Here is a 24,264-nt window from a genome sequence, read left to right on the forward strand (position 1 = left end):
GTAATCAACTCAGCAGTCTGCCAGCGGAAATTGTCCAACTCACCAACCTGCAATCCCTCTACCTCAGCAATAATCAACTCAGCAGTCTGCCAGCGGAAATTGTCCAACTCACCAACCTGCAAACCCTCAACCTCAGCAATAATCAACTCAGCAGTCTGCCAGCGGAAATTGTCCAACTCACCAACCTGCAATCCCTCTACCTCAGCAATAATCAACTCAGCAGTCTGCCAGCGGAAATTGTCCAACTCACCAACCTGCAAACCCTCAACCTCAGCAATAATCAACTCAGCAGTCTGCCAGCGGAATTTGGCCAACTCACCAACCTGAAAAAACTGGATCTTCGTAGAAATCCAGTCCCCATTCCACCAGAGATTTTGGGGTCGAAAATTTTATCCGAAGATTCGGGTGATGTGAATAAAATTCTCGATTTCTATTTTCGGGTGCAAGATCCAGCCGAAACAGAACTCTTCTACGAAGCAAAATTCTTAATTATTGGCGAAGGAGGGGCCGGTAAAACCTCTTTAGCCAAAAAAATTGCAGATGAAACCTACGAACTCCAGCCAGATGAGGAATCAACCGAAGGCATTGAAGTGATCCAGTGGCACTTTACACAGCCCAATGGCAAAGATTTTCGCGTCAACATCTGGGATTTTGGCGGTCAGGAAATCTACCACCAAACACATCAGTTTTTCCTCAGCAAGCGATCTCTATATGCTTTAGTTGCTGACACTCGCAAAGAAAACACCGATTTTTATTGGTGGCTAAAGGTTGTCGAACTCTTAAGCGATAAGAGTCCAGTTCTGATCATCAAAAACGAAAAACAAGACCGTGATTGCCAAGTTAATGAGCGCGACTTGCGACGAGAATTCAACAACCTGGAGAAAATTCTGGCAACAAATTTAGAAACTAATCGCGGTTTAGCAGAGATTAAAAACGCGATTCAGCTATACATCAGCGGACTTGAACATGTTGGTATACCTCTACCAAAACTCTGGGTAAGAGTCAGAGCAGCGCTAGAGAACGATTCCCGAAATTACATCAGCTTGGAAGAATACCGTACCATTTGCCGAAGTAATAAATTAACAGACAATAAAGATATGCTGGGCTTGAGCAACTATCTTCATGACCTCGGCGTTTTCCTGCATTTTCAAGACGATTATTCTAAACTTAAACACTACGTCATCCTCAAACCGAAATGGGGAACGACTGCCGTTTACAAAGTTTTGGACAATGCCAATGTTAAGAAAAAGTTGGGTTGTTTTACCAAAGACGATCTCAAAGATATTTGGAAAAGCGGCGAATATGCAGAGATGCGAGCTGAACTACTTGAATTAATGATGCAGTTCAAGCTTTGCTACGAAATTCCCGGTCGTCCTGCTACTTATATTGCGCCCCAATTGCTTTCCATTGAAAAAGCTGATTATACTTGGGACGATCGCAATAACCTCATCCTGCGCTACACCTATACATTCATGCCCAAAGGCATCCTCACCCGTTTTATTGTCGAGACGCACCGTTTGATTGAAGAGCAAAAACTCGTTTGGAAAAACGGTGTTGTTCTCAACAAAGACCAAACTCGTGCTGAAATCATTGAAAACTACAATCAACGGGAAATTAAAATCCGTGTAGCCGGAAACCGTACAAAAGAATTGATGGCTATCATCACCGATGACCTCGAAAAAATCCACGACTCTTATGAAGGTTTGCAATATCAAACCCTAGTTCCCTGTAACTGTGAGACTTGCAAAAACCTGCCGATACCTCATTCCTATTCTCTGGACTCACTCAAAAAACGCTTGGATACTAGCCACTACCAGATTGAGTGCGAGAACAGCTATGAAATGGTAGATATCCGCAGATTAATCGATGATGTCATGTTCCAACCCGCTAAAGAAGATAGGGAAATCAACCCCCAAGTTGCACAGTTGCAAAGCGAACTGGAGCAAAAGCGAGATGAATCATTCACACATCGGTTACGAGATAGCAAAATGAATAGTCAATCTGTAATCGAGTTCGAGAAGGAAATTTTCATCTCCTATGCTTGGCGTGGAGAGAGTGAGCAATTTGTCAACCAACTAGATCAGAGTTTGCAGGCAAAAGGAATTAAAATCATTCGGGACAAACGCGATTTGGGCTACAAAGGATTAATTAAAGCCTTCATGGAACGGATTGGACGCGGTAAATGTGCGATCGCAATTATTAGTGACAAGTATTTAAAATCTCCCAATTGTATGTTTGAACTAGTGCAAATTGCTAAAAATGGTAAATTTTATGATCGAATTTTCCCCATTCTGTTAGTAGATGCCCAAATTTATGATCCTCTTGAGAGAATTAAATATATTGAGTGTTGGGAAGATAAACTTAAAAAGTTAAATCAAGCCTTGAAAAAAGTAGATGCAGATAATTTGCAGGGATTTCGTGAAGAAATTGACCAATACAGAGAGATTCGCAACACGATCGCAGAACTCACTAACCTGCTAAAAGATATGAACACGCTAACTCCTGATATTCACAGCGAATCAGACTTTGAGATATTGCTGAATGCGATCGCACAGCGTTTAAATGAGTAAAACTAGACTATTGTTGAGATTGATAGGTGGAGGAATGTCTACGATGGGCTACGCCTACGCCCCTTTTACTCGACAATTTGTGTTCTGAGGTGCAAACTTCAAGTTCAAAACTCAAATGATCGGCGTAAAAGGTGCAAGTTCGAGGGTAAAAGGTGCAAGTCCGAGGATAAAAAGCTTAACTCTAAGGGTAAAAGGTGCAAGTCCGAGGGTAAAAAGCTCAAGTCTAAGGATAAAAGACGCAAGTCCGAGGATAAAAGACGCAAATTCGAGGGTAAAAGACGCAAGTCCGAGGGTAAAAGGAGCAAGTCTGAGGATAAAAGGAGCAAGTCTGAGGATAAAAGGTCGAGCCTTTTTAATTATGACTTATTCGGTCAAGCAATCATTCCCTCTTCAAGGTTATCTGTGCCAGTGCGAACCTCGCGGATGCGTTCCTCGTCGAGATTTTCGGGCATAAATCCACCTGCCTGCATTTTCCATAACCTGTAGTAAGCGCCGCCGAGTGCCAGCAGTTTGGCGTGGGAACCATCTTCGATAATGCGGCCTTTGTCGAACACCAGAATCCGATCTAGATGGATGATGGTAGATAGCCGATGAGCCACTACGATCACCGTTTTCCCATTCATTGCGATATCGAGGCTATCCTGGATCGCTTTTTCGGTGATTGAATCAAGGCTAGAGGTGGCTTCATCCAAGATCAGGATCGGCGCATCTTTGAGGATTACGCGAGCGATCGCAATGCGTTGTCTCTGCCCTCCAGACAGCTTCACACCACGTTCCCCCACCAGAGAATCGTAACCATCCTTAATTTGGGCGATGAAATCGTGAGCATGAGCCTTTTGCGCTGCCTCGATCACTTCGGAGTCGGTTGCATCCAAGCGTCCGTAACGAATATTTTCCAGCAACGTCCGATGAAACAGAGACGGATCTTGAGGAATCAAGCTGATCTGGGCGTGTAAGGTATCCTGAGTTATGTCTCGAATATCTTCCCCATCAATGATAATCTGTCCAGATTGTGGGTCAAACAAACGCAGAATCAGATTGACAAAGGTGGATTTTCCAGAGCCGGATAAACCCACCAGTCCAACACGCTGTCCCGGTAAGATGGTGACAGAAAGGTTGCTGAAAACTTTCTTCTCGTTCGAGTAGTTAAAATTCACCCGCCGAAGCTCAATCTTACCTTGGGTGATTGAGTGTGCGATCGCGCGATCGCGATCAATCAACTCGTGGGGTTGAACGATGATAAACACACCATTGGCAACATTACCAACGTGTTCAAAAAATTCGAGAAAGCGTCGGCTCAAATTGCGGGCTTCACTGATGATCAATAGCGACAGGCTGGTTGCGACAACGAAATCAGCAGTAGCGATCGTTCCTTGACTCCAGAGAGAGAGTGAGTAATACAGGGTGCTGATTTTCAGAATGGCTGCTGAAATAAACTGAAACCAGCGAATTCGCTCCGAGTACCAGTTGGACTCTCTCACCTCTTTGAGTTCGCGCCTTAATTGCTCATTTAAATAGCGTCGTTCAAAACCGAAACGAGCAAACAGTCGGCTACTAGTGAGATTTGTTACCGTATCTACGATGATCCCAGTTGTCTCACTTCTTGCGGCTGCGGCTTTCCGGGAGTAAATTCGGCAGCGAGTTGCCAGCCAAAACGAAATACTGATGAAGAGAACTGCCCATATTCCCACAAGTGCAGCAAGCGGAGGATAGGTGCGATACAGTATCGTTGTAGCGACGCCATACACCACGATTACTGGCATAAATTCAGTAATCATCATTTGCATCGTCTGGGTAACACCCAGAGAGGTTTCGCTAATCCGATGTGCCAAAGCCCCGGAAAAACTGCTGCTCAGGTAGCGCTGCGAATGGTGCTGTAAATATGCATATAGCGATCGGACGATGTGCTGTCGGTGAATCGGATGGAGGATCGTTTGCAAGAGTCCAGCCGCTCGCCCAAATACCACTTCACCCACACTCAAGCCGATGAACAGCATTAGGGGTTGCCTCATGGCATCAAAAATGGGCTGGCTGTGTCCCGCCGATCCCGTTACGCCCCGGATGATCTGGCCAATAGCATAGGGCAGCATAATCCCACAGGTTGCGTGTATTATCTCTAGGATCACCGCTAACACATACCACCAGCGAAACTGGTTCACGAAATAGCAAATGAACCTGAATGGAGTTGATGGCAGGTCTGGTGCATCAGGAGCACGTTGAAAGGATTTGGATTGTCTGGCCTTTTTTATCATCAAAGTCGCTCTCTTGGCATCATTTTAGCTGTTGTACAAGATAAAAATGGACGACTGGATAAGCCGTCCGGTGGTATTAGGGACTTCTGGCAGTACTCCACTAAACCATAATTTCTGGTGGCGTGATGGCAGTATAGACGTTAGGTGGGAGTAACGCATCCTGAATGTTGATTTTCTTCGGTATTACACCCTCTTGAAAGAACAAATCTGCCACACGCTGTTGTTCCTTGATCAGTGGAGGGCTGAGTCCTCTGCGTCCGACGAAAGTGCGACGAGACATCACCCTTTCTACCACATCCGCATCGAGCTTTTGTTCAGTGATCATTATTTTCGCCACTTCGCCTCGATGTGCCTCTGCCCATTTGTCGAGCTTATTAAGCTCCTCAATAATAATTTTTAGCAAGCCAAGATTTTCTTTGGCAAACTTCCTGTCAGCAACATAATAGCCACCAGGAGAATCTAGCCCAACAGAATCTTTGAGGACTCGAATTCGACCTAGCTTTTGAGCGATCGCATAATATGGATCTCCTGTCATCCAAACCGGAATTTTACCTTCCATAAAAAGCAGCCGATGCCTCGACAGTTGGCAGACTTTTGATTTTAATATCTTTGAGGGTCAAGCCGACTGACTGCAATGCTCTGATCATAAAGTAGTGCGATGCCGAGCCTTTTTGAAAGTAAACTTCTTGCCCCTTGATATTCTCAAACTTCTGAAGGGGAGACTCCGGCGGAACGGCAATAACACTACTTTTCCCTGTCCTTTGGTTTCTTTGTGTACCGACTACATAAACAAGGTCTGACCCCGCCACTTGAGCAAAAATTGGTGGTGTTTCTCCCACTGATCCCACGTCAACTTTTCCCGCACGCATCCCTTCCATAAGTTGGGGACCTTGAACAAATTGCGCCCATTCCACCTTAATCCCCATCGGCTCCAAGCGTTTCTCTAAAACTTTTCGATTTCGGAAGAGATCCCCCGCACTCTGATACCCCATGTGTAGAACTTTAGTTTTTATTCCAAGGGAACTTTCACTGGCATTATTACTGTTTAACAAAGAAGACTGTTGGCTTTGTTCGCTACAACTTCCTAACAGATATGCCATAGAAAAGCCACATAGCCCTGAAGTAGCAAAATGGAGAAAACGACGGCGTTTAATCCTAGCTATTTTATCCATGATATATTTCTGATTTGAAGGAATTATGGTTATCATTTCCAAAAATTCTGGGCGTTTATATGCTTAAATCTTCGGGTTTGCAAACCTCTAATACCAATTCGTAATTAGAAACTAACGCAGAGAATCTCCTCTTCGGTATTCGGCGGTTAGGTCGTCTAACTTTTGTTTCAAACTGTCGTCGAGTTTTAGTTCTAGTGCCTTCAGGCTGTCAGCAAGTTGTTCTGGGCGGCTAGCGCCAATGATCGGGGCAGTGATAATGGGATTAGATAAAACCTAAGCGATCGCTAGGGTGGTGAGGGAAAATCCGGCGAGATCCGCTACTGTGCGTAATTCCTCGACAGTATTAAACTCGCGATCGTGCCAGTAGCGATCTTGATAACGTTCTGCGGCAGCACCCAGCGTGAAACGGGTGCCTGAGGTGGGGCCTTGAGCGAGAATGTGTTTGCCGGTGAGCAGACCGCCCGCCAAAGGATTGTAGGAAATTACACCCAGTCCTTCTTCTTTCGCCAGGGGCAATAGTTCTCGCTCAATTTCGCGGAACAACAGGTTGTAGCGCGGCTGAATCGAGATGAACCTGGTTAAATTGCGCGTTTCAGCACGACCCAAGGCGCGGGCGAGTCGGTAAGCTAAGAAGTTGGAAACCCCGATGTAGCGCACCTTGCCAGCACGAACCACCGCGTCCAGCGCTTCCAGAGTCTCATCGAGGGGAGTTGAAGCATCGTCGGAGTGCAATTGGTACAAGTCGATATAGTTGGTTCCCAGCCGCCGCAGGGAAGCATCGATCGCATCCAGAATATGTTTACGCGAAGCTCCCTGATCCCAAGGTGCAGGGCCAACCCGGCCGACGCACTTGGTAGCCAGGATAAAATGTTCGCGTTTACCTTTTAGCCACCGCCCAACGATTTCTTCAGTGCGCCCAGCAGTAGCAAGCCCGCCGCCAAGGGGATAAACGTCGGCTGTATCCAAAAAGTTAATTCCGCCATCGGCGGCAGTGTCGAGGATGTCCCTGGAAGTTTCTTCGTCGGTCTGCAATCCAAAGGTCATGGTGCCCAGACAAAGGCGCGAAACGGTCAATCCAGTTTTACCGAGATTAGTAGTTGGTAACGTCATGGAGATTTTCGTCGTTGTTGATTAAAAAAAGGTTGATTAAAAAAAGCAGAATTCCGAAACTGGGTTTTTTCGGTAAAGATTGCGATTGCTGATTAGTCAGGCTGTATTGCTTTACCCCACCAAACTCTTTTAAACGGTTTGCCTGTTTGCTCATGCAATATTTCGTAATGTTTTAGTTCTACATCTTTCCAGTCAGATAAAAGGTCTAGCAAATATTCTTTAGAGAAAAAATGCATAGTTTGTCCATCATGTTCTAGAAAGTAATTTGGCTCGATTTCGCGTATGGGTGGATGGCGTTCTGCCCGAACTAAAGTGTCTTCTGTAGAATTAACGTGGAAAACGAATAATCCGTTACGGCGTAGTATTCGTCGAATTTCTTTAAACAACTCGCGTGTAATCTGATCTGAAAACATGTGGATGGCAACATTGGACATGACAGCATCCAATGTTGCACTATCAAAAGACAAAGGTTTTGCCATATCCGCAACTACAAACTGTGCGCTTAGTCCTAGCTTTTTTGCTTTCTCGCGTCCTTGTCCCACCGCCTCCTCTGAAAAATCCACACCAATGACTGTGAAACCTTGCCTTACAAGACGTAACACGTCGTTCCCTGTCCCGCAACCAAGGTCAAGCACGGTTTTAACGTTGGCGGACTTAAGGAACGGAAGGTGAACCTGCGTCCATTGGATTCCCCAATCTAGATCGATACCAGCATCCTTCCATTTAGCGAAGACTTGATTCCAGTGATCAGATGGTGCGTAAGACATAATCCATTAGGCAACTACAGAAGTTTCACGACGACTCAGTGAAACCAACCACTGTTGCAACTTCGGATTGCCGTATACCTCATCTGCAATAAAATGATCGCCTTCCGGCAGTACTGTCAAATCGACTTTCCCTCCGACTACGCGCAAGCGCTCAACAAAATGCTCTGTATCCTCAATTGGCAGATTTTTGTCCTGTCCACCTTGGAATATCTGAACGGGAATGTCTTTGAGTGCAGCTAGTTCGGTTTCTCCTAGTGTCTTGGGTACACGTCCAGACACCGCTACCAGACCGGCGAAGCGATCGCTCTGCAAAGCCGCGATATGCCAGATCCCCGCCGATCCTAAGCTGAACCCAGCCAATATCACCCGCGCTGGATCGACGGGCTGGGAAGCGATCAGTTCATCAAGCAAAGCAAGGACATCATCTGCTCGATCTGCCCAAGTCTGTTCGCCTGGAATCTGGGGTGCGGCGAACACATAAGGTAACGAGTCAGATAAATCCACGAAACGAGGTAGACCCCATTTCAGCAGCACATTTAGATCCGTGCCGCGATCGCGTGCTCCGTGCAGAAACAGCACTAAGGGTGCGGGTTTGTTGGCATTGTCAGAAACAGGCGAGAAAAGATAAGGCAAGGAACCATTATTAGTGTCGTAAGAGCGTTGTTCGACAGGCATAGTTGTCACTCCTAATTTTATTTGGGCATTGGGCATGGGGCATTGGGCATTGGGCATTGGGCAATTGGGAAAACACTTTCTTCATCCCCTTGTCTCCCTTGTCTCCCTTGTCTCTTGTGTACTACTTAGACTCAGGTAACTGCCGCTTTAGCTGGCTGTTTCCACACTGCGGCTGCGTACAGCGAGGCATCGAAGTCTGGTGCGATGTTGTCGCTTGTGATGCGTGCCTCGTGAAGTGACCAGTCCGCGAAGAATAAGTCGTGGCTGATACGTGTTACCACTGCTGGCACGTCGCGCCGGATGCTGGGTACATCGCCGATGGGCAGACCGAAGCTCACAAAGCCGGCTGGGTTAAAAACGTGGATATCCTTCAGGTAAGGTGCGCTACCGGGTACTTTCTCCTGGTATTCATGGGCGTTGCCAAGGTAGGGGTGTGTGCCGAGATCGTCGGCGCGTTGGTTGGCTGGTGGTTCGTAGCGATCGCGCCAAAGTGCGATGTGCTGTGCAAAGTCGGCTAGTTCGGGCCGCTTCGTCGGGTCAACGAAGTAGCCGGTGCCTGCGATCGCAAAATCGAACTCAAATACATCGTCGTTTACCTGCGCGACGATCCGGCCACCTTGCTCGTCTGCTGCTCTCCAGTTTGCAGACAGGTGTAGGTGGAAATTCGGGAACGCGATCGCCCGCTCAATCGCGTCGGGTGGGGGTGTAGAACCAACTTGACGAAAGCGCCAAGCCTGGAACCAGCGGGCCGCATCGGGCAGTTCTGGATAGTTGTAGTAAGCCCCAGGATACCCGCGCACGCGAATTATAGGCAGTGATGCGATCGCCGACCGCCGCGCGAACAAATGCACCGCCTTTGCTCCCGATTCCAGCGCCACCGCTGCGGCGTCGAAAGCCGAGGCCACAGCACCCAGTACCGCTACGGTCTTGCCACGCAATGCGGTGAAGTCGATGGCATCGGCGGTATGAGCATACAGCTTGCGTGGTAGGCCAGCTAGCACCGATGGCACGTAGGGGCCACCAGTGCCAGCCACACCGTTGGCAAAGATGATCTTGCGCGTGGTTTCCGCCTGCGCGACACCGTTCACCTCAAGGTGCAGGCGAAAGAAACCTTCAGCCGGCTCGATTCGCACCAGCCGCGTCCCATACCGAACCGGGATGCCCAAAAACTGCCGATACCAGCTGAGGTACTCAGCCCACGCCAACCGGGGGATGCGGTCGATGGCTGCGTATGCCTCAGTACCGTGCCGCGCCTCGTACCAAGCTTGGAACGACAGCGCCGGAATCCCAAGTTCGTGGCCAGGCAAATTTTTCGGTGTGCGTAATTTATTCATCCGCGCTCGGTTGAGCCACACGCCAGCATGGGTCTCATCATCAGCCGCGTCGATCACCGTCACGCGGCCGATGCCAGCGCGCCGCAGCGCAAATGCAAAGGTGCTGCCACTGCCGCTACCACCCACAATCGTCACGTTGTGATCGACGCCTTGGCGATCGGGTACCCAGTTCTCTGGATCGGGGCCGATTAGGCGTAGCGCCTCGCGAGCCTCAAGATCAGGATCAGTCGTTATCGTCATGTCGATCTCCAGGGTGAAACACTATGAGGATGAGGGGATGAAGAAGAATAATCTTCATGTTTCTCTCTCATCTCCCCCTACTCCCTAATCTCGCTTTTTACGCCACTACTAGGCTGTTATCCACTAGTTTAGATTCGGTATTACCTACTTTGGATTCGATCGCTGTACCCTTGAAGAATTCGGGGTTGGCTTGGGTGTAAAACTTGTAGGGATTAGCGAATACATAGGATCTAAAGTCGGCTTCGGAAATAACGCCTTCTTGCACCAAATCCCAGCTTTCAGCCAAGGGGGAAGTCAGGTCTGGCACATCCCAGTGACCAACATCGGAGGAATAGATGGCGTTGATCTTGACTCCCAAGGGATTAGCTTTGTCATTAAATGCCCCAGCAATCGTGCGATCGTCGGACTCGGAACCAAAGAAGAAACTATTCACCCAGCGATCACGGATGTCTTCAATTGTTTCAATGCCTGCGGCTGCAAAATCGTTTAATTCGCTACCAATTGGCGCACGGCTATGACGGCTGAATGAAGCTCCCAGTACAGTCTTGGTCAATTCATCCTTATCTAAGGAATGCCCTTGAGTAATTTCCGCACCGTAGCGCTCAAATATCTCAAATAGCTCATCGGCATTCGTCAATGCTGGATTGTAGTTTTCCAGTCCTTTCAGACTGCGCTTGGAGAAGCGATCTACCAAATGAATGTAGACGCGGGCACCCCAATCTGCACCACCTTCCAACATCGCTACACGCAACTGCGGAAAACGCTTAGTAACACCGCCGAAGAATAGCGCCTTAGCAAAGGCTTCCGAACCATCGGCGAAATGGCCAATATGGTTGTTCATGTAGTTACTGATGGAGGAGCGGCCCGTCCAACCCTGACTACCGTAATGGGTGGTGACGGGTACGCCTAATTCAACGACTTTGGCCCAGAAGGGATCATAGTCGTATTCACTATCTAATCCGTAAAAGTCGATATAAGACGCATACTTGGCGATTTCTGGGAATTGATCGGCTGGATATTTATCCGCGATCGCCTTGATTGGCCGTTTTACCCCACCAGTTATATTAATCACCTTCAAACCCAGTGTTTTTACAGCAAACTCTAACTCCTCAATCCCTTCTTGGGGATTGGTCAAGGGAATGCCAGCCACCGGTGTCAGGCGATCGCTATATTTCCGGTAGATATCAGCATGATAGTGATTCACCGCACGTTGCAGTGCCTGACGATTCTCTGCACTGGCTCCAGCCGGCGCTAGGACATTGTTGGGAAAGAGCACCGAATAGTCTGACCCCTGCTCCGCCTGACGCTCATAGAGGAGTCCGGGGAGGGTGTAAGTAGCGAGATCCAGTGTGTTTTTAGTAACTCGGGCCCACCAAGGCGATCGGATTGTGCGGTTGTACTGACGTTCTTCAGGGGTTTGTTGATACCAGTCTTTACCGTTGCTCTTGGAGTTGAGACGAGAGGCTTCGGTCTTGCGTAGTTCGTCTACGAGTTTTACGCCGCCGTACTTAGCGATATAATCCTCAAAAGCTGGGGTGAAATCATTAGTGTGAACGTCGGTGTCGATTACCGGATAATCAAGGGTTGCTCTGATTGCGGCAGAGCGTGAAGTCTTCAATCGGCTATATTCACTCATGTTTTTTTCCTTGCCTACGGCACGCTACGCGAACAAAAAATTACAGGGTTTTTCCAGCAGCGTGGGATGCTGCTGATGTTTGTATTAGTCCCTTTCCCCATTCCCCAAAGACCTAAATTCTTTTAACTAACCGCAAAGGAAGAGGGAAAGGAGTAAGCATATTTCGTGCCAAGTTTTTGGCTACGATTTTCGGGTTCTGTAAGGCGGCGATCTACAGAAGGTGCGGTTTAAAAGGTATGTTTTAAGCATTTGTGAAAAATTCATTTACGCTACCACGAGGCTCTTGTCCACTTGTTTGGCGGCAAGACTATTGCCTGGACGACGCAATCCCAGGTTTTCACGCAAGGTACTGCCTTCGTATTCAGTACGGAACAGTCCGCGTTTTTGCAAGACGGGGACGACTAGGTTAACGAAGTCATCTAATCCTGTGGGTAGGATTGGCGGCATGATATTAAAACCATCTGCCGCACCGTTGTTGAACCATTCTTCTAGCTGGTCGGCAATGCTTTCGGGAGTACCAAGTATGGTGCGATGGCCTCGTGCCGTGGCAAGAGAGAGATACAACTGGCGCAGTGTGAGAGTGCCACGAGTAGCCAAATCTCTGACCAGCTTGAGACGACTCTTGTTAGTGTTGGTGTCGGTGGGCAGTTCAGGAGTCAGATCATCTAAAGAATATTTAGATAAATCCACACCTTTGTAATAGTTCTTTAAAATACCCCAGGCGACATCGGGATGAATCAGCGATTGCAGGAATTCGTACTTCTCTTGAGCTTCTGATTCAGTACGGCCAATGATTGGGAAAGCACCAGGCATAATTTTTAGATCATCTGGCGATCGCCCATATTGCGCCAGCCTACCTTTTATGTCAGCATAAAATTCTTGTGCATCAGCTAGGGTTTGATTGGCGGTGAAAATCACCTCGGCAGTGCGTGCGGCCAAGTCCCGTCCCGATTCTGAGGCTCCAGCCTGAACAATTACCGGGTAGCCTTGGGGCGGACGACCGACGTTCAAAGGCCCTTTTACAGAAAAATATTTGCCCTTGTGGTTGAGTGTATGTACTTTATCTGGATCAAAATAGACACCAGATTCTTTGTCACGAATGAAGGCATCGTCTTCCCAGCTATCCCATAGTCCTTTCACCACTTCCACAAACTCTTCAGCACGTTCATAACGCTGGCTGTGTTCCGGGTGATGCTCAAGACCAAAATTACGTGCAGCATTCTCATTGCCTGTGGTGACTACATTCCACCCTGCCCGACCCTTACTCAAGTAGTCCAGTGAGGCAAACTTACGTGCCAGGGTGTAGGGTTCTTCATAGGTGGTCGAGGCGGTGGAAATGAAGCCGATGTTTTCGGTTACAGAGGACAAGGCCGAGAAGAGAGTGACCGGCTCGAAATGGGCGATTTTACCGTTGCGATGCTGAGTTTCTGGAGCGTCGCCCCAGACTCCTGGACTGTCCGCCAGGAAAACTGCATCAAACAAGCCGCGTTGGGCGGTCTGGGTAATTTCCTTGTAATGCTCGAAATTCAAACCACCATCTGCTTGTGAATCGGGGTGTCGCCAAGCAGAGACATGATGCCCAGTGGCTTGAATGAATGCACCTAAACGAAACTTGCGTGTTGTACTCATCTGCTTTTTTGTTTTCTATAGTGCGTTAGCGGTAGCTCTACAGTTGGTATCGCTAATTTACGTATAGCTACGTCAGTTATAATTTGACTGCTATTGCGATCGCTTGGCTAATTCCTAACTGCTCAAATGCCTGAAAAATCTTGGTCAAATCCACATAGGTACGTGGCAAGCGACTGATGAGAAGACAACAGCATTAGCCTTTCAAACACTGACATCTCCCCAAAAAATACAAGGGTTAGCAGAGCAATAAAATCCTTTCCCCATAAAGCTTTGAGATACTCGTGTCTACCTCTTAGGTATTCAACTCTTGCCAGATACTGAATGTAATAATGGAATACTTTGGCAGCAACTAAATTTACGCTTGGGTTACCTAGTAATTGCCCTACAAGGAATGAAACAACTTAACTGTAAATAAGGTTAATACCACGGCAGAACAGGGATGCTACTGCTTGGCGCTCGAATTACCATAAATTTATCTAGTAATCTGACTCCGCAGATAGAGTTTACACAATTAATACAAAAAAATATGTGTTGGAAATCACAATCACATGAAATACTAATTATTAGTTTATCGAATATTAAGTATTGCGAACTAATTTAAAATTTACGCCGTTCCCAGTCTCCGACTCTTAATGCATTCCGAGAGGCTCCGCCTCAAGAAAGAGCGGTAGAGCCACAATGAGGTGCATTTCCAGCCTCTGGCTGGAAACGAGGTTTTAAAAGGGTTTTGGCTTAAGTTGACACCAATGAGCAATGCTGTGTCCCTACGAAAGATGTGACTGCTCAAAGGCTCAGGTTTGGAGGTGCTTTGATTGAATGCGATCGCCTGTACCTGGAGCGTGTTTATGTGGCATATCACTAGGATGGGCATGGGTAGCGTAGAAAACTCGAAAAAATCATAATTTTCTCGAAAAAATAACCAATTTAGCTATACTATCGTCGCAGTTGCGGGATATTCGGAAGTCAAGGAGGGTGGGCATGAAGCGCAGTCAAAAAACTATGATCGGGTTATTTATGCTAACCCTGGGCTTAGTATTAGCAGCACCAATAGCCGAAGCTGAACCAAAAGTTACCCTAAATCCCTCTAGCTTGACGGTGGTGAAAACGCAATGTCCAGTTTTTTTTAAATGCCTGCCAGTTAAACGCAACCTACTCGTACAGACAAATGAGGCGATCGCTAATTTGCAGATAATCACCCTTGATTTAAATCGTGCAGATTCATCTGCTGTTGTTCCAGCTAGCGCCATCCATCCATCCAACCTTATCTGCCAAATCAGTACAACCCAAACAACCTCTAACTGTCCCTGTGGAGTTTGACTTGAACCAAATTCGCAGTGGAGAGTATAGCGGTCAACTGCTTGTAGTTTATGACAATGGTGAGTTATCTACTCCAGTCATAATGCGATTGAAAGACCATTGGTTTTTTCCTTTGTTAGTGCTTTTATTGGGTGTTGCACTAGGGATTGGAGTTACATCCTATCGTAGTGATGGTATGCCTCGTGACGAAATTGTAGTACAAGTTGGTCGCATCCGCACTCAAATGCAAGCTGACTCTGAATTAGTACAATCATTCCAAGGGAGAATCGCAGGACATTTAATAGATGTAGAAACGACTTTGGCTTCCAAACGTTGGGATGAGGCACGCCAAGCAGTAACCCAAGCACAAACAATTTGGGATAAATGGCGAAAAGAAAGGGAAGATTGGGTAGCGCTGGTAAACTATTTGTCTGAGTTATTTGATAGCCTTAAGTCTTTAGATGGTGATGCACCTTACGTGCAAGGGGTGCGTAGCCAGTTGGAAAATGCAAAACGACAAGCACCTGATAGAGAAAACACTCAAAAGTTCCGCGAAGAATTAAATAATTTACGACAGCAAATTACTCGCTACAAACAAGGCCAAGCCAAACTCGACCAGTTCAACAACCTGAGAAATGAGTTAACTCAGTTAGCACCTCAAAAGGATGAGTCTTTAAGACGTATATCACAAGGTTTGCAATACGAATTAGACGCTCTTCTTTCAAGTGATGAAAATACTTTTAAGGAATGGCAGAAGAAAATTGACAATCAAATTGAAGAATTAGACACAGCTATTAAGCACCAAGCACCTGCTCAAACTAGGGGTACTCTAATTACCGCCAGGGATGCCAACTACACTACACCACCAATGCTTCCCAACCCAGTTCCTGAAGTCACTTCTGTACAACCAAGTCCAAAACAAGCCGCCCGGAATATATATTGGTTTAACTGGTTGAGTTATGCGATCGCAGTAGGACTTTTGGCAGGGGCTGGTTTTGGACAACTTTATGCTACCCAACCGATGTTTGGTGCTAATGGCTGGAGTGATTATTTTACCTTGCTAGCTTGGGGCTTCGGGGCAGAGGCAACTCGCGATGCTATTACTAAGGCCGTGCGTGATTGGAAGCTACCTGGACTGAAGTAAAGTAAAACAGCCTGTGCAACTTCAGCAAAAGTTAACAAGAAAATATCTACTGTAAGCTTTACAACTATTCTCCTCTTCGTTGTGCAACCCAGCGACGCATTAATTCAACCGTATAAACATACTGACCATTTTCCTGCTTGATGACATCGTGGCGCTGCAAAGTTTCTAGAGCAGCTTGAACCTGACCAAGATCGAGATTTGTCTGGTTGACAATATCGGTTAATGATAAACTTGTATAACTAAGCACTTTTAAAACAGCTATTTGTTCTCTAGGTTCGCTATTTTCCGCTTGTACCCAGATACCGTTAAAGTAGGCATTGCCGTCTCGGTAAAATTCTGGAGTATTGATAATCGCTTCAACATCCGCAACCGTGAAGCGGCGTTCTCGCTCAATACCCTCTTCAAAAGTTTGACGGTTCAAACAGGTGACTAAGGTATGTCCAACGAGTTGTATTAGGTAAGGTTGACCGTTGGTGAGTTTGATAATTCGCTCAACTGCATCTTGATGGTAATCAATGTTAAAATCTGGCGAAGGTTGTACAATTAATTGTGTCGCTGCTTTTGGAGAGAGAAAACTAACTGGAATTGCCATTACACTGCCAAAAAGTGGATTCCAATAGTTTTGTGTCATCTCCTTTAAGGTATGCAGTCCGGCAAAAGCCATCACAAACCAGCTATAGGTTTGAATCAAACCACGCCAAAAGTCTAGTAAGGCTGGCTCTAACCGATTTTGCTCGATGAGTTGCTCAATTAACTCGAACTCGTCAATTGCTACAATAAACCGTTTTTCTGCTCGTACCTCGTTAAGTTGTTTGAGAAAGCGGTCGAAAGCTGTGTAAGGATTTTGAGTCAAAAAGCGAGATTCATCTGGCTCTGGTAGTTGTTCTTTTGCTAGTTTAGGAAGACTATCGTAAAGCGATAAAGCCAAATTGTACAGAAGTTCCTCAGTATTTCTAACCAAACCAACCCGCTGCATATTGAAATCTACTATTATTGTCTGCAACCCCAGGCGTACTGACAAATTGCGAAGAATAGACGATTTACCCATACGCCGATGACCGTATATTACAACTGAGGGACATTGTTCTCTCACCATCCAAAGTTCTTCTAAACGGCGTAGAATATCCTCACGACCAACAAATAGATGACCAATGACTGGGTTGCCCACTACATAAGGGTTAGCTACTGGACCACGCACTTCAGCAAACCCAACCCTACCACTAGCCTCAGTGAGCAATGGACGCCACTGACGTACTACACGTTGCAGCAGGGCTTTTTCTGGGGTCGCTACTTCAGCGATAATATAATCATCAAGGTCATCAAGAGTTTTAGTAGCACGAGCCAAAGCCGCGAGTTTGTTAACTCGACTGGTTGCAGCCTGGTAAGTTGCCACTTCTGCACCTACTGCTCCCATATTAGCTAATGCAGCCAGCACTGGGGGACAAACGGCAATATCGGCAGGAGCCAGTTCGGAGACTGCATCTACTGCTTGAGCTAGGTCAGATAACTGGTTGTAAGCCAAAAAGCCTGCCAGTGCTTCAAATGACTGAGTAACTTCTTCGCCATCGGGGTAAAGAGTTAGCTCTGCATAAACCCTCCGGTAGCTTGATAAATCAAAGTTTTCAGCTTTAACAGTCTTTTCGTCTAACAGTTGGTAGAGTATGGCTGCGAAGCGAGTTAGTGGTGTTTGGCGATGGTTGCGTAAAAACTGGGTGACTTTCCAAACAAGATGCTCTGCCCAATCACTGCTGCAATGTACCCACTGTCCTCCCAATTCACCTAACAGCAATTGCCCTGTAGCTGGAAACCGCTCCCAATCTTGCTTGCTAACAGGTGCGTAGACGTAGGTTTGCCAATCGGGATTGATCAGTAGATTGTAAAGAAAGCGCAGTGGGGCAACTTGCTGGTGTAGGTAGGTGTGCAGTGCCTGCTGGACAAAAGCTCGTTGGAAAGGATTGCCAGCAACCTCAGCTATTAAACGCAAGCCATTAAGTTCATTTTGCTGCAACCTGTGAGTAATAATTCGTTGTGTTCCTGGCAGTGGTAAAACGACTAATTCATCCCATTCTACAGGATGCTTACCCTTGCCAAATTTGCTGCGTAACGCCAGCACGCAATAAATTGGGTGAAAAATTAACCGCGAACTACTTGCAATATTCAATACGCCAAACAACAAGCCGCCTACCAGGGCAACTACCACACTGCCCACTACACCAACTACTACCCTCGTTAGCAAGTTAGGATTTGTATTAGGCATCGGCATTACGTCAGCGAATATGCCGAAGACTATCATAGATAAAACAGTGTAGATTGCTACACTGGTTACTACGCCAAAAGCTTTGCGGCTAGCTACACCACTTGCCATGCCCCAAATTATAAAATATTCGCGGAACAATATTATAGAGACTGCTGTAAAAAGTGGCTGAGGTAGCACGCCAACTATTGGAGCGATTAGATACCGAACTGGCGAGGCATAGGCCAATATTATCATGCCAATCATGCCGCCTAGCACACAGCCTCCCACGCCAAAAGTAGTTACGCTGACTGCCAAAACCAGCGGCACACTCAATAGACCGATTATTATAATCAAAAGGTACTCTACCAGGCCTAACCAACCTAACAGGTCATTCTCACGCTTCAGTTCTACTCTCTTTTCCAAATCCCAAAACCGGGGAATGATTGCCCTAACTCCAAAAGAGATAGCCCTTTTCCCATCCGAAGTCACATAACCCCGATTTCTCTACTATACCGCCCTTTAAGAGAGTACGGTAATTTGTTGCTGTTGAGTTCCCACACCTTCAATGTGCCATCATCAGACCCGAAGAGTGCCTTGCCATTTGGTGCGATTGCAATTGCCTTGACTGCTTTGCTATGACCTACAAGAGTACGTAATTCTTTGCCAGTGTTAATATCCCATACCTTTAGTGTTTTATCATCAGAAGCGGAGATAACTTTACTACCATCTAGGGCGATCGCCACTGCGTTCACTGCTTCACTATGACCTACAAGAGTATGTAATTCTTTGCCAGTGTTAATATCCCATACCTTTAGTGTTTTATCATCAGAAGCGGAGATAACTTTACTACCATCTGGGGCGATCGCCACTGCGTTCACTTCTGCGTTGTGACCTTTAAGAGGACGTAATTCTTTGCCAGTGTTAATATCCCATACCTTTAATGTTTTATCAGCAGAGGCGGAGATAGCTTTCTTACCATCTGGGGTGATCGCCACTGCGTTCACTTCTGCGTTGTGACCTTTAAGAGGACGTAATTCTTTACCGCTTTCCAGTTCCCATACTTTTAGAGTCCCGTTTCCTACTGGAACTTTGTTGCTAGAGGAAAACACCCGTTTTTGGATTCGCACATTGAAAATGTTCTTCCGATATGGGAGGATTCCCAAAGGATCTAAATCGAAAGGAGTGCTGTCAGTTAAAGCAGTAATAGCGTACCGCTTGTCAGGAGTCACAGCTACAGCAGTAACGCCTTGAGCTAGCTTGTCTTGCCAAAGATTATTGTTCGGCTTTTTATAAATATTATTAAAGTAGCGAGAGATAAATTCAGAAAACTTTTTTGGCAAGATAGATAATGAAGGCTTATGGTCTAAGTCCCACTTTTTTACAGTTCCATCTGATGAAGCGGAAATAGCAACTGGCCTATTTGGAATTACCGTCACAGCATTGACTTCGCTACTGTGAGTGACTAGCTGATCTGGAACGACGATATGCTGCGATGCGCCATGTCCGAAAAATTTTACCGAAACCCCTGCTTTGATAAATATCTGAATTTGCTTGGTAAAGATAGCAATTAAGTGCTGTAGGACGAAAGTATACCCAATATGCCAGCAAAAAGTAATGGCGTATATTAAGCGGATTGAGACATTGAGGAATTCTACCGCGATAATTCGGGAAACGCAGATTAAGACGTTGAGGAATTTGACTACCAGAATTCGGTAAACTGCGATTCAGGTTTTGATTGCGGCTAGCTTTCTCAACCAACCAATACCAATTATGTGTAACTTGCCGCAGAAGCAAATGTTCTGGCATCGCTACTTCAGCAATAATATATTTATCAAGGTCGAGAAGACTATTGGTAGCACAACGCAAAGCAGATATTTGTTTGACATCGCTGTTGGCAGTTTGGTAGATAGCGATATTTGCCGCAACTTCTCCAAGTCGGGCGATCGCAGCAAGTACTGTAGGTCGGATTGATGTATCGTTGGGGGTTAATCCTGACGCGATCTCAACTGCTGCGGGTAAGGAAAGTAGATTATCATATTTTAGAAAGATGGCAAGTGCTTCAAACGAGTTGGTAATTTCCGAGCCGCCAGGATAGGAAGCTAGATTTGTGTAAGCCTTGCGGTAATTTGACAAACTGAAGTTCTTTGCACAAAGCATACTTGCAAAGACAGTCAGGGATGTCTGACGCCGCTGACGGCAAAACCAGGTCAAGCTCCATATTAAACGCTCGGCGAGTTGGTTTGCCCAACCTGTTCTACAGTTAACGCACTTGCCGGCAATTTCACCTAGCAAAAGCTGCCCAGAAGTAGGAAGCGTCTCCCAATCTTTTTTATTAACTGGTATAGAGATATAAGTGTTTAGTTCGGGACTACTAAGCAAGCCATAGAGAAAGTGCAGTGGTGTTGGATGGTTGTGTAAATAAATGTGTAGCGATCGCTGTACTATCCAGCGTTGGAAAGGGTTGCGGGCTACATTAGATGCAAAGCGCAATCCTTTGAGTTCATCTTCCTGTAACCTTTGAGATAGTAATCGCTGTGTACCTGGTAAAGGCAAAACAATTAATTCATCCCACTCGATAGGATGTTTTTTGTTCCGATATACACTTCTTAACGCCAGACCTATCTCAAATAGGTAAAAGATGACACGCAAAGCTCCTGCAATGAATCCTACACCAAATGCTACTTTATTTCCTAAAGGGAGAATTGAGACGCACACTAAGCCAATTAACATTATGAACGCCACATCAACCGCTATCAAACCCCCAACTCCACCCACCGCGCTAAACGCTAGACCAAAGCCTAGACCAAAGCCTAGACTGAAGGCTGCACCAAATAATTCGTTGTTACTTATTACACTCCGTAAACTGAACGCAGCAAATGCTAGGCTAAACACCACACTTAATCTCACACCCAGGACTACGCTGAATAATACTCCACGCACTACACCAAATAATAGGCTATGTATCACACCTCCTAACATACTTACTAAGGCTAACAAACTGAACACACCAAAAATAATTGACAAGTTGACGGTGACACTTGTAGCTGATAACCATAACAAAACACTTACACAAAGTGCGGTGAAGTAAAGACTCCGATATGTAAATATGAATAATGTTCGTAAAATGCTTAATCGCGATCCACTGCGGTATAATTCAGGGTCAGCCTGATAGAGGTAACATTTAAGCGCTGTAGGACGAAAGTAGATCCAATATATCAGTAGCAAATAATGGCGCAAATTCAACGGGTTTAGAGTCTCTGGTATTTCACAATCAGCAGTCGGAAAGTTAGGCATCAAATCCTCCCTCTGAGATTTGTGTAAGACTACGGTACAAAGCAGCAGCAGCGCGTTGTAAATGCCCAGGATGACCACTGCTTTCTGTTAGTAGTTGTTGAATTTGGTTGTCGCTAAAACTGACACCAGTACCCTCCAGCCTATAGCTCAAAAACCTACGAACTTCATTTGATGAGAAAGGTTCTATATTTATCTGGTGGCAGATACCTGCAAGGGGTGATGTTTCTATAGGGAGAATCAGGAAATAAGTCTTTTAAAGGCTTTTGGCTGGCAGTAACTAGACTGAATGGCATATCAGCACCATCAGCTAGTCCGCATAGTTGTGTACGTTCGTCACCTGTGAAGCGTTCCTCCTTGGTCATAATATCAATTTCATCCAGGCAAAGGATATAGCATTTGTCACGCAACGCCCGTTTCAGTTGAGAACCACGACAAGGTTCAATATTTAATTCATCACACAACGCCTCGAAAAAATCTTGCTCATTGTAGATATTCCGCATATCTATATACTTAAATACTTCTTTGGGTAATTGCAAACGTTCTGGTCCTAATTTGCAAATCATCCATAAAATAGAAGATTTGCCGACTTGGGCTTCGCCAACCAGAGAGCGGTTAGAACCTTTGCTTAAATCCTCGAATAATTGGCGTAACAACTCCTCGCGCCCAAAGAAACGCTTGGGGTCAGTGATTCTACCAGTATCACCAAAAGGGTTGGGTTGAATCTTTAAGCTTGTAGTTAGCGTAGTGTTTTTCCTACCCCGATAATCCGCCAGGATCATATCTCCTAAACCTTCTGAACGGACACTAGGTTCCTGAATCAACCCACGGTGTAGTACTTTCCATCGACGTAAACTGTTCAAAACATAAGTTTGCAGGTCATTTACCGTGACAAATCCCTTGCAATCGTTATCTGCTTTACCACTCAATCCTTCCAGCAGATAATACGTAAAAACACCGTGTTCTTTTTCTTGCCACTCTTGAGCTACCTGTTGGGCAGTACTAGCAGCAATCAGGGCAAAACCTTCTGCCAACTCATATACATTACGAATAAATTCTGGATTCCCAACATCCCGTCCAATTTCAACGCCAGTGTGGCAGGCATCAAGCGTCAACACTAATCGATGCGCATTGCTCTGGCGCATTAGACTTATCCGGAAATGAGAACTTTATTTGGCTGAAACCTAGCTCTGGAGAGGGTTTTAGAGGTTCCTGTTTTATATAAGCTAAAAAGCCAGCTATGTAAGGGTTTCAGCTATTTTGAGGTTTATTTGTGGATAAGTCTATTTGCTTTTCCACATCCGCTAGAGGGAGCGCCTTTTTCGCTAATGTCGATGCGCGGGTTTCGCGGGTGATTAACACAGGCTGATTATCTACTAACTTCCCGTGGCAAGCAAAATGTACTAGCAACAAGTCATCATCTCCGACAATCTGACATAGTTGAGCTAACTCTGCTTCAATGTTGTCACGAGTAGGAAAGCGCGACTCATCTGTATTAAGTTCATCGTGCATACATAGCACTGTATAGCCCAATCCTTGAAGGATCTGTTCCAAAGCCAGTACATCTTTAACACAAAATTTTAGGGATGGAAAAGCTGGGTCGGTGTAACGATTAACACCTATTAACAACGCCCAGCGATCGCGGATAGGATTGGGTAGCCCGTTGCTCATGCTCTTGCTTGCCGTAAGTTCAAGCCCACAGTTTTATCGTCAATTTTTTGAAATAATCAGTTACGATTAAATAGTCAGCCGATCTTTTTTTTATTTACACAAAGACAATATTACAATTACTTAAAATATTTAATTTGAGAATATCAATTAAATAATCTATTAACTGAATTAAGCTTAAAAGCAAATCTCTGTATTCAAAAGTAGAAAGCAACATCGGTAGTATAACTCATGTTGGCTCCTAATTAAATATAAAATACTAGAGGAATCCTATTTTATTTTTGAATAAGCTCCGTACATCTGTAGAGTATCGAAATCAAAGTTAGTGTGTATAATAAACCACTTTAACATCCACTTTAAATGCGAAAACGAAGGAATTAAGGCACAAAAACGTCTCTTCTCTACGAGACGCTGGGCGAACGAACCCATGTTTTGGCTTGTAACCAAATATCCCTATCGGATTTTGTACTGGGCAATTGGCGGCAAAACGGATACAGTGTATTTTCCATTGCTCAGTTGCGCGTGCGAGTAGCAATGGATGCTGTTGGCGAAGTCAAAAAACGCTCTTGTTTGGGTAAGTCAGTTTAGCAATGAAGGGATTAAGAGCTTTGTGAACAGCTTTGTAACCAGTTGTTCCAAAATACTATTTAAAACTTCTTAATATTTTTCAACTAAGTTTAATAAGACTTACGCAAAACTACACGCGCTTTAGGGCAATTCATTGAAAGCGACGGGAAACTCCAACCCAAGAGTGGGTGGAGAGGGATAGTCGCCCCGTTGCTTGGGGCATTGGCCAAACAGGTAACTTCTTCCCCATGCCCCATGCCCCATGCCCCATTCCCTATGCCCCATGCCCTATGCCCCATGCCCTATGCCCTATGCCCAAAAACTCCATCCCCTTGTGGGTGGAGTTTTTTATGTAGGCGCTACTCCTACGGAGAAGCAAGCTACCCGGAGCGTCTTGTAGAGAAGCGGCTGACCGCAGGGTATTGCCCCTAAGAATAAAATCAGGATTTCGGCTATTGTTTGCCTAAGTCCTGTTTAAAAAATCTTGGAATTGAGTTCAGAATTAAGAGCGATCGCTTTGTAAAGGTTAATTGATATTTCTTGTCAAACTCCTGGTGAAGTTAGAAACTAAGAAATAGACTCATCCGCGAATCATGAAAGCTTACCAGAAGAGAGTTACAAGGATTTGCACGGGAGGAGCGATCGCCATCTGGCTGTACGAGGAAATGAGGGTTTGA

The 24,264-nt window shown here is 45.7% G+C and carries 19 protein-coding genes and 1 pseudogene; 4 read left to right on the plus strand and 16 right to left on the minus strand.

From position 1 onward, the window contains the following. The coding region (locus PUQ00_RS25495) for a COR domain-containing protein (protein ID WP_300421992.1) at positions 1–2,570 on the plus strand (2,570 nt) is incomplete at its 5' end. Positions 2,571–2,941: 371 nt separating this feature from the next. Here the strand turns inward: PUQ00_RS25495 and PUQ00_RS25500 are convergent. From PUQ00_RS25500 to PUQ00_RS25540, 9 genes are all read right to left on the minus strand, one after another. After that, the gene (locus PUQ00_RS25500; protein WP_300422021.1) at positions 2,942–4,822 is read right to left on the minus strand and encodes an ABC transporter ATP-binding protein; all 1,881 of its coding nucleotides are present in this window, start codon (positions 4,820–4,822) and stop codon (positions 2,942–2,944) included. A gap of 100 nt (positions 4,823–4,922) precedes the next feature. Then, positions 4,923–5,381 carry a hypothetical protein gene (locus PUQ00_RS25505; protein WP_300421994.1) on the minus strand — a complete coding sequence of 153 codons (459 nt, stop codon included), beginning with the start codon at positions 5,379–5,381 and terminating at the stop codon, positions 4,923–4,925. Continuing rightward, on the minus strand, positions 5,371–5,994 hold the full coding sequence (locus PUQ00_RS25510) for a PhnD/SsuA/transferrin family substrate-binding protein (protein ID WP_300421996.1): 624 nt from the start codon (positions 5,992–5,994) through the stop codon (positions 5,371–5,373). The genes PUQ00_RS25505 and PUQ00_RS25510 overlap by 11 nt, the downstream gene beginning before the upstream one ends. A 273-nt stretch (positions 5,995–6,267) precedes the next feature. After that, the gene (locus PUQ00_RS25515) at positions 6,268–7,104 is read right to left on the minus strand and encodes an aldo/keto reductase (protein ID WP_300421998.1); all 837 of its coding nucleotides are present in this window, start codon (positions 7,102–7,104) and stop codon (positions 6,268–6,270) included. Positions 7,105–7,196: 92 nt separating this feature from the next. Further along, positions 7,197–7,871, minus strand: a complete 675-nt coding sequence (locus tag PUQ00_RS25520) for a class I SAM-dependent methyltransferase (protein WP_300421999.1) — start codon at positions 7,869–7,871, stop codon at positions 7,197–7,199. Positions 7,872–7,877: 6 nt separating this feature from the next. Beyond that, the gene (locus tag PUQ00_RS25525; RefSeq protein ID WP_300422001.1) at positions 7,878–8,546 is read right to left on the minus strand and encodes a dienelactone hydrolase family protein; all 669 of its coding nucleotides are present in this window, start codon (positions 8,544–8,546) and stop codon (positions 7,878–7,880) included. 131 nt (positions 8,547–8,677) lie between these two features. Beyond that, entirely contained in the window at positions 8,678–10,120 is a 1,443-nt protein-coding gene (locus PUQ00_RS25530) for an NAD(P)-binding domain-containing protein (RefSeq protein ID WP_300422002.1), read from the minus strand. A gap of 97 nt (positions 10,121–10,217) precedes the next feature. Further along, on the minus strand, positions 10,218–11,756 hold the full coding sequence (locus PUQ00_RS25535) for an amidohydrolase family protein (RefSeq protein ID WP_300422004.1): 1,539 nt from the start codon (positions 11,754–11,756) through the stop codon (positions 10,218–10,220). Positions 11,757–12,020: 264 nt separating this feature from the next. After that, on the minus strand, positions 12,021–13,385 hold the full coding sequence (locus tag PUQ00_RS25540; protein WP_300422005.1) for an LLM class flavin-dependent oxidoreductase: 1,365 nt from the start codon (positions 13,383–13,385) through the stop codon (positions 12,021–12,023). Positions 13,386–14,363: 978 nt separating this feature from the next. On the opposite strand from PUQ00_RS25540, the gene PUQ00_RS25545 reads away from it, so the two are divergent. Both PUQ00_RS25545 and PUQ00_RS25550 read left to right on the plus strand, forming a co-directional pair. Then, the gene (locus PUQ00_RS25545; protein WP_300422007.1) at positions 14,364–14,702 is read left to right on the plus strand and encodes a hypothetical protein; all 339 of its coding nucleotides are present in this window, start codon (positions 14,364–14,366) and stop codon (positions 14,700–14,702) included. A 1-nt stretch (position 14,703) separates the two neighbouring features. Beyond that, positions 14,704–15,825 (plus strand): hypothetical protein, encoded by a 1,122-nt coding sequence (locus tag PUQ00_RS25550; protein ID WP_300422009.1) that lies wholly within the window; start codon positions 14,704–14,706, stop codon positions 15,823–15,825. A gap of 64 nt (positions 15,826–15,889) precedes the next feature. Here the strand turns inward: PUQ00_RS25550 and PUQ00_RS25555 are convergent, their stop codons facing one another. From PUQ00_RS25555 to PUQ00_RS25585, 7 genes and pseudogenes are all read right to left on the minus strand, one after another. After that, positions 15,890–18,415, minus strand: coding sequence for an ATP-binding protein (locus PUQ00_RS25555; protein WP_300422011.1), 2,526 nt, complete (start codon positions 18,413–18,415; stop codon positions 15,890–15,892). A 131-nt stretch (positions 18,416–18,546) separates the two neighbouring features. Continuing rightward, positions 18,547–19,497, minus strand: a complete 951-nt coding sequence (locus tag PUQ00_RS25560; RefSeq protein WP_300422012.1) for a WD40 repeat domain-containing protein — start codon at positions 19,495–19,497, stop codon at positions 18,547–18,549. A 13-nt stretch (positions 19,498–19,510) separates the two neighbouring features. Further along, complete coding sequence (locus tag PUQ00_RS25565) at positions 19,511–21,355, minus strand: hypothetical protein (RefSeq protein WP_300422014.1); 1,845 nt, start codon at positions 21,353–21,355, stop codon at positions 19,511–19,513. Then, on the minus strand, positions 21,348–21,506 hold the full coding sequence (locus PUQ00_RS25570) for a hypothetical protein (protein WP_300422015.1): 159 nt from the start codon (positions 21,504–21,506) through the stop codon (positions 21,348–21,350). The genes PUQ00_RS25565 and PUQ00_RS25570 overlap by 8 nt, the downstream gene beginning before the upstream one ends. Before the next feature lie 13 nt (positions 21,507–21,519). After that, positions 21,520–22,497, minus strand: a complete 978-nt coding sequence (locus tag PUQ00_RS25575; protein ID WP_300422016.1) for a caspase family protein — start codon at positions 22,495–22,497, stop codon at positions 21,520–21,522. A 106-nt stretch (positions 22,498–22,603) separates the two neighbouring features. After that, positions 22,604–23,023 (minus strand): caspase family protein, encoded by a 420-nt coding sequence (locus PUQ00_RS25580; RefSeq protein ID WP_300422018.1) that lies wholly within the window; start codon positions 23,021–23,023, stop codon positions 22,604–22,606. 267 nt (positions 23,024–23,290) lie between these two features. Further along, positions 23,291–23,537: pseudogene (locus PUQ00_RS25585) on the minus strand (IS630 family transposase); the annotation flags it as partial. Positions 23,538–23,775: 238 nt separating this feature from the next. Between PUQ00_RS25585 and PUQ00_RS25590 the strand changes: the two are divergent. Then, a complete protein-coding gene (locus PUQ00_RS25590; RefSeq protein ID WP_300422020.1) occupies positions 23,776–23,943 on the plus strand; it encodes a hypothetical protein in 168 nt (55 codons plus the stop codon). Positions 23,944–24,264: the final 321 nt, after the last annotated feature.

Source organism: Nostoc sp. S13, from assembly GCF_029379315.1.
Classification (GTDB): Bacteria; Cyanobacteriota; Cyanobacteriia; order Cyanobacteriales; family Nostocaceae; genus Nostoc.